This window comes from Pseudoduganella sp. RAF53_2, from assembly GCF_052113985.1.
Taxonomy (GTDB): Bacteria; Pseudomonadota; Gammaproteobacteria; order Burkholderiales; family Burkholderiaceae_D; genus Rugamonas.
In genome coordinates this window covers 1-11,217 of record NZ_JBFRDW010000124.1, presented here as the reverse complement: position 1 = coordinate 11,217, position 11,217 = coordinate 1, and the positions used below count along the sequence as shown (strand labels likewise).

General features: G+C 61.1%; 12 protein-coding genes and 1 pseudogene. 10 read left to right on the top strand and 3 right to left on the bottom strand.

The window, feature by feature from the left end; all coding sequences use genetic code 11:
• Positions 1-253, bottom strand: a 253-nt coding sequence (locus tag AB4Z11_RS09915; protein ID WP_442024915.1) for a TlpA family protein disulfide reductase, incomplete at its 3' end; no start/stop codon positions are given.
• Positions 250-864, bottom strand: a complete 615-nt coding sequence (locus tag AB4Z11_RS09910; protein ID WP_442024919.1) for a hypothetical protein — start codon at positions 862-864, stop codon at positions 250-252. The genes AB4Z11_RS09915 and AB4Z11_RS09910, both read right to left, overlap by 4 nt.
• Before the next feature lie 162 nt (positions 865-1,026).
• Between AB4Z11_RS09910 and mpl the strand changes: the two genes are divergently transcribed.
• From mpl to AB4Z11_RS09860, 10 genes are all read left to right on the top strand, one after another.
• A complete protein-coding gene (gene mpl / locus AB4Z11_RS09905) occupies positions 1,027-2,382 on the top strand; it encodes a UDP-N-acetylmuramate:L-alanyl-gamma-D-glutamyl-meso-diaminopimelate ligase (protein WP_442024917.1) in 1,356 nt (451 codons plus the stop codon).
• On the top strand, positions 2,383-2,961 hold the full coding sequence (locus AB4Z11_RS09900) for a YqiA/YcfP family alpha/beta fold hydrolase (RefSeq protein WP_442024913.1): 579 nt from the start codon (positions 2,383-2,385) through the stop codon (positions 2,959-2,961).
• Positions 2,958-3,566, top strand: coding sequence for a chorismate--pyruvate lyase family protein (locus tag AB4Z11_RS09895; RefSeq protein WP_442024911.1), 609 nt, complete (start codon positions 2,958-2,960; stop codon positions 3,564-3,566). Before AB4Z11_RS09900 ends, AB4Z11_RS09895 begins: the two co-directional genes overlap by 4 nt.
• Positions 3,563-5,611 (top strand): ribonuclease catalytic domain-containing protein, encoded by a 2,049-nt coding sequence (locus tag AB4Z11_RS09890; protein WP_442024909.1) that lies wholly within the window; start codon positions 3,563-3,565, stop codon positions 5,609-5,611. Before AB4Z11_RS09895 ends, AB4Z11_RS09890 begins: the two co-directional genes overlap by 4 nt.
• A 102-nt stretch (positions 5,612-5,713) precedes the next feature.
• Positions 5,714-6,595: a TonB family protein gene (locus AB4Z11_RS09885; RefSeq protein ID WP_442024907.1), complete on the top strand. Its 882-nt coding sequence runs from the start codon at positions 5,714-5,716 to the stop codon at positions 6,593-6,595.
• The gene (gene aroE, locus AB4Z11_RS09880; protein WP_442024905.1) at positions 6,595-7,413 is read left to right on the top strand and encodes a shikimate dehydrogenase; all 819 of its coding nucleotides are present in this window, start codon (positions 6,595-6,597) and stop codon (positions 7,411-7,413) included. The genes AB4Z11_RS09885 and aroE overlap by 1 nt, the downstream gene beginning before the upstream one ends.
• Positions 7,410-8,111, top strand: coding sequence for a monofunctional biosynthetic peptidoglycan transglycosylase (mtgA, locus tag AB4Z11_RS09875; protein ID WP_442024903.1), 702 nt, complete (start codon positions 7,410-7,412; stop codon positions 8,109-8,111). Before aroE ends, mtgA begins: the two co-directional genes overlap by 4 nt.
• Before the next feature lie 6 nt (positions 8,112-8,117).
• Entirely contained in the window at positions 8,118-8,477 is a 360-nt protein-coding gene (locus AB4Z11_RS09870; protein WP_442024901.1) for a DUF4124 domain-containing protein, read from the top strand.
• Positions 8,478-8,572: 95 nt separating this feature from the next.
• Positions 8,573-9,538, top strand: coding sequence for a magnesium/cobalt transporter CorA (gene corA / locus AB4Z11_RS09865; RefSeq protein WP_442024899.1), 966 nt, complete (start codon positions 8,573-8,575; stop codon positions 9,536-9,538).
• A gap of 143 nt (positions 9,539-9,681) precedes the next feature.
• Entirely contained in the window at positions 9,682-10,740 is a 1,059-nt protein-coding gene (locus AB4Z11_RS09860) for a sensor histidine kinase (protein ID WP_442024897.1), read from the top strand.
• A gap of 136 nt (positions 10,741-10,876) precedes the next feature.
• On the opposite strand, the pseudogene AB4Z11_RS09855 reads toward AB4Z11_RS09860, so the two are convergent.
• Positions 10,877-11,217: pseudogene (locus AB4Z11_RS09855) on the bottom strand (hypothetical protein); the annotation flags it as partial.

Genomic DNA, 11,217 nt, shown 5'->3' with positions numbered 1-11,217 from the left:
CTTCCACACACGGCCCGCACCAAGGCGCCCAGAAGTTCACCACCAGCGGCTTGCCTTTCCATTGCGACAAGGCTTGCTGCACGCCTTTATCGTCCGGCAGCGACTGGGTGAACATGGTTTGCACCGGGCCGGTCACGCCGGCGGGCGCGGTCGCGGTGACCGGCGCGGCGGCTTGTTCCTTGCGGGTGCAGGCGCCGACCACGGCGAACAGTACGGCGACCACGCCGTATGCGAGAAGATTTTTCTTGTTCATTGATGACTACTGTTGGTTAATAAAGTGCGCACTTCCGCAATGTCCGCGCGCAGCAACTTGTCGCCGGATTTCTTTTTCGCGCCGCGCATATCGTCTGTTTCATACAGTTCTATATGCACGCCTTCCTTTTGCCACATGAAGCTGACCGTTTCAACCGGCTCGAAGCGTGGCCCGCGGAAGTGGGGCGATTCGGAAATCTCGATCTGCAGATTGCGGTTCAGCAGAAAGATCTGGACTTCCTTGGCGCTGTCGGCAAATAACTGCAAGTGAATATCGTCGTGTTCACCTGCTGTGCCGTTGAGCACCGAGCCGGTGAGGAAGGGATTGTACTGCTCCAGCATTTCCATCACCTGCAGCGCCAGATTGCGCAGGCGGAAAACGCGGGCGGGATGGGTGTCGGCGTTGAACAGCGCGTGATAGAGACGGACTTCTTCCTCGATCTGTGCGTTATCAGGCAGTAAATTCTGCAAATCGGCCGCCTGCGAGTCGCCCAGGATCTGGCGCGCAGCCTTGCGTTTGGCGGTGCTGTAATCAGCGCCATCCTGCGCCACCAGCCGCGCCGCGGCGGCAGCAATCTCGGTGCGCAGTTCGTCGTTCGGGTTTTGCATCATGCTCGAATCATACTCTGAACCTCGCAAATGGGGACGTAACACAATTTCCGCATGGCGGAATTGTGTTACGTCCCCATATGCGAGGTCAGGTAAAATCCCGCTCTTGATACTTATAAGTGTTCCACCATGCATATTCATATCCTTGGTATCTGCGGCACCTTCATGGGCGGCCTGGCGGTCCTGGCGAAAGAAGCGGGCCACCGCGTGACCGGCTGCGACGCCAATGTCTATCCGCCGATGAGCACTCAGCTGGAGGCCCAGGGCATTGAACTGATCCAGGGCTTTGGCCCGGAGCAGGTGGACCTGAAACCGGATCTTTATGTCATTGGCAATGTGGTCTCGCGCGGCAATCCGCTGATCGAAGAGATCATGAACCGCAACCTGCCGTTCATCTCCGGCCCGCAGTGGATCGGTGACCATATCCTCAAGGATAAATGGGTGCTGGCAGTGGCCGGCACGCACGGCAAGACCACGACGTCGGCCATGCTGGCCTGGATTCTGGAACACGCCGGCTACGCGCCAGGCTTCCTGATCGGCGGCATCCCGATGAACTTCGGCATCTCGGCCCGCCTGACCGGTCCCGGCGCGCAATCGGAATTCTTCGTGATCGAAGCGGATGAATACGACACCGCCTTCTTCGACAAGCGCAGCAAGTTCGTGCACTACCACGCGAAGACCGCCATCCTGAATAATCTGGAATACGACCACGCCGACATCTTCCCGGACATCGGCGCCATCGAAACCCAGTTCCATCATCTGGTGCGCACGGTGCCCGGCATCGGCCGCGTGATTGCCAACGCCGATGAGGAATCCCTGCAGCGCGTGCTGAAGCGCGGCTGCTGGAGCGAGAAAGAACTGTTCGGCAGCGCCGCTGGCGCCGACTGGGCGATGAGCGAGCATGCCGACGCCAGCTTCGATGTGATTTTCAAAGGCGCGCAAGCTGCCACCATCAACTGGCAGCTGACCGGCAAACATAACCGCTCCAACGCGCTGGCGGCGATTGCGGCCGCCCGCCACGTGGGCGTGCCGATCGAAGTGGCGGCGCAGGCGCTGGAAAGCTTCCAGAGCGTGAAGCGCCGCATGGAAGTGCGCGGCGTGGTGAACGGCGTGACCGTGTACGACGACTTTGCCCACCACCCTACCGCCATCGAAACCACGGTCGGCGGCCTGCGCCAGAAACTGCGTGCGAGCGGCGCTGCGGCGGGCGCACCGGCTGCGCGCATTCTCGCCGTGCTGGAGCCGCGCTCCAACACCATGAAGCTGGGCACCATGAAAGACGCGCTGCCCGGCAGCCTGAAAGACGCCGATCTGGTCTTCGGCTTTGGCAGCGAGAAGGCGCTCGGCTGGCGGCTGGGCGAAGCCCTGGCGCCAATGGGCGGCATCGCCTCCGCCTACGACGATATCGACGTCATGGTCAAAGCCATCGTGGCCCAGGCCCGGCCGGGCGACCACATTGTCGTGATGAGCAACGGCGGCTTTGGCGGCGTGCATCAGAAACTGCTGGAGGCTCTGAAGTAAATGATCCTGTATTTGCATGGCTTCCGTTCCTCCCCGCTGTCGATGAAGGCGCGCATGGTGGGGGAACGGATGGCGCAGCTCGGCCGCGCGGACGAATACCTTTGCCCTCAGTTGCCAGCCTCGCCGAAACTGGCGATGGCGCAGACGATGGAAATGGTGCGCGGCTTTCCGGCGCAAGAACTGGCGATCGTCGGGTCTTCGCTGGGCGGCTACTACGCCACCTGGATGGCGGAGCAGATCGGCTGCCGCGCGGTGCTGCTGAATCCCGCCATCGTGCCGCAGATCAGCCTTGACCAGCATGTCGGCGTGACCACCGAATACCACTCGGACAAGCCCTTCGAATTCAAGCGTGAATATATAGACGAGCTGCACGCCTTGACGGTCGGGCAGATAACAAGGCCGGAGCGCTACTTCCTGATCGCCGCCACCGGCGACGAAGTGCTGGATTATCGCGACATGGCCGCCCACTACCCCGGCGCGCGCCAGACCGTGATCCAGGGCAGCGACCACGCCATCAGCGAATTTGCGGATTATGTAGACGAGGTACTGGCTTTTTGCGGCGTAGGCGGTCCTAAGTGAAGGGCCAGTCGCTGCACCAGGCGAACTGGCACGGCCATGTGCTTGCCACGAACCCGCCGCATGCGATGCGGTACTGGTTGATCAGCGGCGGCTCGCTGACCAATAAGCTGAAGGCGCACAGCGCCGCATTCCGCGTGCAGGTGCTGCATCAGGAAACGGCGATCTGCCTGAGCGACGAGGCCAATGCAGTCGGCCTGCACCGGCCGGGCCGGGTCTGGGAGAGGGAAGTTCTGCTGCGGTGTGATAATACGCCTGTGGTGTTTGCCCACACGGTCGTGCCGATGTCGGCGGACGCGTCGGACTGGCCGCTGTTCAGCGCCCTTGGCGAACGCTCGCTCGGCAGTACGCTGTTCGGCGATCCGCAGGTCCGGCGTGGCGCGTTGCAGTTCGCCCGCCTGCGCGCAACGCACCCGCTGGCCCGCCGCGCCCGTGCCGCGCTGGCCGCCAACGGCTGCATCGTGCCGGACGATCACCTGCTGTACGCGCGCCGCTGTTTATATGAGCGCCACGAAGGAACACTATTAGTGACCGAAGTCTTTTTGCCAACGGTCCTTGAATTGAAAAAGGCGGATCACCGATACGCCGAACCCAGGAACACGCAATGAATGTATTTTTCGAAGAATCCGGCGACTTCAAAGTAGGCTCGGTACTGTCGCAAGCCGGTGAAGCCTACCAGGTCGAAATGGCCAGCGGTAAGCGCAACAAGGTCAAGACCAAGGACGTGCTGCTGCAGTTCGACAAACCATCGCCCGCTGAGCTGATGGAAGAGGCCAAGGCGATTGCCGCCGACGTCGACCTCGACTTCCTGTGGGAAGTGGCAGGCGAGGAGGAATTCGGCTTTGCGGAACTGGGCGCGGAATACTTCGGCCACGCGCCGCACCCGGCGGAAGCGGCGGGCCTGATTCTGAGCCTGCATTCTTCGCCGATCTACTTCTACAAGAAGGGCCGCGGGCGCTACAAGAAAGCGCCGGAGCAGTCGCTGAAGGCAGCGCTGGCCGGCATCGAAAAGAAAAAGCAGCAGGCCATCATCCAGCAGCAGTACGTGGACGAGCTGAAGGCGGGCAAGCTGCCGGACGCGATGCGCAATATCGTGCAGCAGCTGCTGTTCAAGCCGGACAAGAACACCATCGAATGGAAGGCACTGGAAGCGGCCTGCGACGAGCTGCACACTTCGCCGGCGCGCCTGATGCTGACCACCGGCGGCATCGCTTCGCCGAAAGACCTGCACATGGCGAAGTTCCTGTTCGAGAATTTCCCGAAAGGCCATGGCTTCCCGAATCTGCCGGTGCCGGTTGCGCCGGCCGATCTGCCGAAGGCGAATGTGGAGGCCTTCTCCATCGACGACGTGACCACCACCGAGATCGACGATGCCTTCTCCGTCGTGCATCTGGACGATGGCAAGGTCCGCATCGGCATCCACATTGCCGCACCGGGCCTGGGCATTAAGCCGGAAGACGCCATCGATACGCTGGCGCGCGGCCGCATGTCCACCGTGTATATGCCGGGCGATAAGATCACCATGCTGCCGGACTCCATTGTCGATGCGTTCACGCTGGCTGAAGGCAAGACCTGCCCGGCGCTGTCGCTGTACGCGGTGCTGGACCCGAGCGACTGGTCCGTGATCTCGACCGAAACGAAGGCCGAACTGGTGCCGATTGCGAACAATCTGCGCCACAACGACCTGGACGAAGTGGTCAACGAGGAATCGCTGGCCGCCGGCACGGGCGAATATCCGCGCAAGGCCGAACTGACCTTGCTGTGGGGCTGGGCTCAGCATCTGGAAAAAGGCCGCATGGCCAAGCGCGAAGCCTTCGGTCTGAAGCCGGAGCAGAACAACCGCGTGGACTTCAACTTCTATGTGGAAGATGATGTCGTCACCATTACCCGCCGCAAGCGCGGCGCGCCGCTGGACAAGATCGTGGCCGAGCTGATGATCTTCGCCAACAGCACCTGGGGCAAGTTGATGCACGAGCACGGCGTGCCGGGTATCTACCGCAGCCAGACGCCGGGTGCTGGCGGCTGGAACGCCAAGCTGCAAGTGCGCATGGTCACCCACGCCGCGCCGCACCAGGGGCTGGGCGTCGATCAGTATGCGTGGTCGACCTCTCCGCTGCGCCGCTATACCGACCTGGTGAACCAGTGGCAGATCCTGGCCTGCGCCCAGAACGGCGTGACCGCGCCGCTGGTGGCGCCATTCAAGCACAAGGACGCCAATCTGTTCGCTATCGTTTCCGCCTTCGATGCGGCCTACGGCGCCTATGCCGATCACCAGTCGAATATGGAACGCTACTGGTGCCTGCGCTGGCTGGGCCAGAACGACGCCAGGGAAGTCGATGCCGTGGTGCTGAAGGATGAAGTGCTGCGCCTGACCGAGATTCCGCTGGTGCTGCGCCTGCCGGGCATGCCGTCCGTGGCGCGCGGCGCGCAGGTCAAGCTGGATGTGCTGCGCTGGGATGAAGTCGACCTGAACGTCGAGACTCGTCTGCAGGAAGGTTCGATTGCGCTGCCGACCGAGGCCGTGCTGGAAGAGGAAGAAGAGGAAGCCGCCGCGCCGGATGCCCCAGCCGATGCCGCCCAGCCGACTGACGCCTCCGCAGAACAGGCGGAACTGGCCAGCGAAACCGCCGTCACCGAGCCTGGGGCTCAATAAAAACCAACAGCAGAAGCTGGTGGCAGCCACATCGTGGCTGCCACCTGGGTTTGCCTTTGGTTTAGAATGCAGACTCCCTGACGCACCAACTTTCGTCTCTGCGTGAAGTTTTTACAAGAAAATCGTTTTCTGGCCTTCGCCCTTGGTATCTCGGTCGCCGTGCATGCACTGGCGCTGACGGTGCACTTTGTCGCGCCGAAGGACTTCAAGATTGAGCCGACCGACCCTGGTCTGGAAGTCATCCTCGTCAATGCCAAGCATGACAGCAAGCCGCTGAAAGCCGAGGCGCTGGCGCAAGCCAACCTGGATGGCGGTGRCAATGCCGATGCCGGCCGCGCCAAGTCGCCGCTGCCGGATCTGCACAAGATGGAATCCGGCGACAGCGTGAAAGCCGCGCGCCGCCGCATCGAAGAGCTGGAGCAGCTGCAAAAAAACCTGCTCACCCAGGTCAATCAGACGCCGTTGAAGGCGGCCCCGGTGACGGAAAAGGAACGACCTGATCCAACGCCAAATGGCGCGGACCTGATCGAATCCAGCAAGGCCATCGCGCGCATGGCTGCCGAGATCACCCAGACCATCGACGACCAGAACAAGCGTCCCAAGAAAACCTTCATCACGCCAAGTACGCGTGAGGTGGGCTACGCCGAGTATTACAAGACATTGCAGCGCCGCGTCGAAGAAATCGGCACGCTGAACTTCCCGCAAAAGAATGGCCGCAAACTGTACGGCGAACTGGTGGTCTACATCCCGATTTTCCAGGATGGCACCATTTATATGAAGGATGGCGGCGCGCGCGTTGAACGCAGCTCCGGCAACCAGGCGCTGGACGAAGCCGCGCTGGCCATCGTGCGCCGCGCCGCGCCGTTCGGCAAATTCCCTCCGAATATGCTGTCGCATGACAAAGACGACCTGTGGGTCATCATCACCCGCTTCAAATTTACACGCGAAGAGAAGATGGAAGCCAACCTGACCGGAGTCCAGTGATGGACAAATACTGCGTCTTCGGCAATCCGATCGCCCACAGCAAATCGCCCGAAATACACGCTGCCTACGCTGCGCAAACGGGCCAGCAACTGACTTACGAAAAGCGCCTGGCGCCGATTGACGGTTTCGCGCAGGCGGTCCACGCCTTCATCGCCGAAGGCGGCAAGGGCGCCAACGTCACCGTGCCGTTCAAGCTGGAAGCGCACAAGCTGGCCAATGCGCTGACCGTACGGGCGCAGGCGGCGGGCGCAGTGAACACCCTGATCTTCAGTGAGGAAGGCATCATCGGCGACAACACCGATGGCGCCGGCCTGGTCACCGATATCGTCGCCAATGCGCATACGCCGATCGGCGGCAAGCGCGTGCTGTTGCTGGGCGCCGGCGGCGCAGCGCGTGGCGTGGTGCTGCCGATTCTGGAACACCGCCCGTCCGCGCTGGTGATCGCCAACCGCACCGTCGCCACCGCCGAAGCGCTGGTCGAACAGTTTGCCGCGCTGGCGGGGGAGGGCGTGCTGTCCGCTTGCGGCTTCGCAGGCATCGAAGGCAGCTTCGACATCATCATCAACGCCACGTCGGCCAGCCTGAGCGCTGATCTGCCGCCCGTGCCGCCGGCCGTCTTCAAGCCCGGTGCGCTGGCGCTGGACATGATGTACGGGAAGGAGCCGACGGTCTTCATGCAGTTCACCGCCGCCCATGGCGCGCAAACCCGCGATGGCCTGGGCATGCTGGTGGAGCAGGCTGCCGAGGCTTTCCTTGCCTGGCGTGCCGTACGTCCTGCCACGGGCGACGTGCTGTCCGCGCTGCGTGCCAAGCTATGAGCAAGGGCGGCCGGCTGCGCTGGGTGAAGTGGATCTTTATCGTCCCCATCGCCATCATCCTGGCGATCCAGGCTTACTTCTTTGTGCAGATCTGGTGGTGGCGCGACCATAATCCGGAAATGACTGCCTTCATGCGCGCCCAGCGCGAAGCCCTGCGCGAGAAGAACCCCAAGGCCAACATCCAGCAACAGTGGGTCAGCTACAAGCAGATTTCGCCGAATCTGAAGCGCGCCATCATCGCATCCGAAGACGCCAACTTCGCCGAGCATGAAGGCGTGGATTGGGAAGCGATGCAGAAGGCCTACGAGAATAACCAGAACAAAAAGAAGAAGATCCACGGCGGCTCGACCATCACCCAGCAGCTGGCCAAGAACCTTTTCCTGTCCGGTTCGCGCAGCTACTGGCGCAAAGGCCAGGAGCTGGTCATCACTTATATGCTGGAAGCGCTGATGGACAAGGAGCGCATCTTCGAGATCTACCTGAACGTGGTCGAATTCGGCAAAGGCGTGTTTGGCGCAGAAGCTGCGGCGCGGCATTACTATGGCATTCCCGCCGCGCGCCTGGGCGCTGCGCAGGCAGCCAAGCTGGCCGTGATGCTGCCGAATCCGCGCTACTATGACGCGCACCGCGACACCAATTACCTGGCCCGGCGCACCGACATCATCATGCGCCGGATGAATTCCGCTGAACTCCCATAAGAAGCTATGCGCAAACGCCAATCCGGACTAAGTCTTATCGCTGTCGCCATCGGCATGGCCGCCCTGGCCGGTGTCGCCATGCTGGCGCTGTTCTCCATGCGCCACGAGCGCAACTATTTCGCCGAGAGCGTGAAGAAGGTCAGCGAGCCGGTGGCTGCGGCCGTGGCGGCGCCGCCTTCGTCTGCGCCGATGCGCAAGTGCACCATCAATGGCAAGACCGTGATCTCCAACACGGGGTGCCGGGACAGCGGCAAGGTCATCCAGATCCACGACAGCAAGGGCATCGAATCGCCCAAGGCGCCGCCGCCGGAACCGAAGGCTCCGCAGACCGCCCAGGATAAAATGATCGAAAAGGCAACCCAGTAAGCAAAATAATCTCCGGCCGGGGTGGTAGGCAATGTGGCTTCCGAGTACACTTGCGGAGTTTTGAAAACCCCCGCCTAAATCGCTGAGATTAGCCTATGATCAATGTTTTCGTCTTGCAGAATGGCCGGCTGAACCAGGTCCCCATCGATACCCGCGAAGACCTGGAAAAGGTCCAGCCGGTTTGGGTTGACCTCACCGACCCGACTGAAGACGAACGCGCCTGGGTCAAGACCATTTACGGCGTGATCCTGCCAGGCGAAGACGAAGTCAAGGACATCGAAGCGTCCGCCCGTTACTACGAGGCGGAAAACGGCGACCTGCACCTGCGCACCGACTTCCTGCTGGAAGAGGACGATGGGCCGTCCCGCGTAGTGACCGTGGCGTTCATCCTGGCCAAGAAGATGCTGTTCTCGGTCCATACCGACGATCTGCCGGTGTTCCGCCTGGTGCGCATGCGCGCCCGTTCGCGTCCCGGCTCGATCGAAGACTATATGGACGTACTGCTCGACCTGTACGCCACCGACGCCGAGTATTCTGCGGACGCGCTGGAAGGGATCTACCAGCAGCTGGAAGAAGTCTCCACCCGCGTGCTGCAGGAAGAATTCACCGACAAAGATGCAGCCGACGCCCTGAGCGCCATCGCGCACGAGGAAGACTTGAACGGCCGCATCCGCCGCAACATGATGGACACGCGCCGCGCGGTGTCCTTCCTGATGCGCGGCCGCCTGCTGAATTCCGAGCAGTTCGAGGAAGCGCGCCAGATCCTGCGCGACATCGAATCGCTGGACGGCCACACTTCCTTCCTGTTCGATAAGATCAACTTCCTGATGGACGCCACTGTCGGCTTCATCAACATTAACCAGAATAAGATCATCAAGATCTTCTCGGTGGCGTCCGTCGCCTTCCTGCCGCCGACCTTGATCGCTTCCGTGTACGGCATGAACTTCGACTTCATCCCGGAACTGAAGTGGCAGCTGGGCTATGGCTGGGCCTGGGGCGTGATGGTGGTCAGCGCCGCCGCACCGCTGCTGTACTTCCGTCGCCGCGGTTGGTTGCGCTAAGTAACTGAAAGTAGGCCACAGTCAAGCCTAGCTTGCTTGACAATAGAGTCACACCGTCACATGCTTGCCTTTCGGAATTCACATTCTCGGAGGGCGGCTTGCCGGACACAAGTAACGATGAATTGTCGCCCGCCTCGCGGGCCATGCTCGCCCTGCAGGGCCGGGTTGTCGACGCTTGGGCGGCAGCCGCACGCACCAATTTGAACAAGGCCCGGCGCCTGCCCGATCCCATTCTGCTCAACACCATCCCGGCTTTTTACGATGGTCTGGCCAAGCTGCTGACCGGGCCGGAGCGTGCGTCGGATGTATCCGCCATCGCCCAGGAACACGGCGGCGAACGCGCCCGCCTCAGCGGTTATGACACTACCGCCCTGATCGAGGAATTCCAGTTATTCCGCCGTATTCTATTCAGCGAATTGCATGCAGCCGGAACGGCGCTCAGTCACGAACAGCGCCTGGCAATCGATGATGCGATTGATGGCGCTATTCGCGAAAGCGTGACGGCCTTTGCAATGATTCAAAGCGCCTTGCGCGAACAATTTATTGCGGCCATTACCCACGATATTCGTACGCCATTGGCTAATGCCAGTATTGCCGCGCAAATTATTGAGAGCCGTGCCAAGAATGAACCCTTGAAAATCCTGGCCCGGAAAATTCTGGACAATACGGCGCGTATCGATTCCATGACCCGCGATTTATTGGACTGTATCGTATTTAATAGCGGCGAACATTTACCGCTGCATATCGAGCCTTTTGATATGGCCGAGCTGGTAAACGAAACTTTTGGCCTGTCGGAAAATGTCGTGGTGGATGCCGAATCGGTACCGGGTTATTGGTGCCGTGAATCCATTAAACGCGCCTTGGAAAACCTGTTTGGCAATGCTATTAAATACGGCATTGATGGAAAACCGGTGCAGGTCAGGGTGAGCGCTGAAAAAAGCAGGGTGAAAATTTCTGTCCATAACGAAGGCGACCCGATTCCCGCGACCCAGCTCGAAAGTATTTTCCAGATTTACCGCCGTGCCCAGGCGGCAAGTGGCCATCGCGACGGCTGGGGCGTAGGACTGCCTTATGCGCGCCGCGTGGCCGAGAGTCACGGCGGCAGCATTATCGTCACCAGCACTGCCGCGACCGGCACAACCTTCATCATCGACATCCCCATCGACGCGCGCCCCTTCGAAGGCGCTCCCACCGTAGCCTGAACGGCGCTGCCCGGCGCAGAGCGCCTGTTTGCGTGCGCACTGAGCAAGAATTTAGCGTTATCGCGCTAATTTCTGGCATGGGAGGGCGAAAAAAAGCCGGGCAATGCGCCCGGCTGCTCGGCTGCTACGGACAGGATCAGGCCAGGTGGGCGAACACCTTGCGCGCGGCGGCGATGGTGGCGTCGATCACTTCGTCGCTATGGGCGGCGCTGACGAAACCGGCTTCAAAAGCGGCTGGCGCAAAATAAACACCTTCATCCAGCATTTTATGGAAGAAGACATTGAATTTCTCGCGGTCGCCCGCCATCATTTCCGCATAATTATGCGGTGGGGTAGCGCTGAAATACAGGCCGAACATGCCGCCCTGGGAATCGGCGCAGAAAGTCACACCGGCTTCTTTCGCTGCCGCAGTCAAGCCATCCGCCAGGCGTTTTGCCGTTGCGGTCAATTTCTCGTAAAAGCCCGGCTGCTGAATCA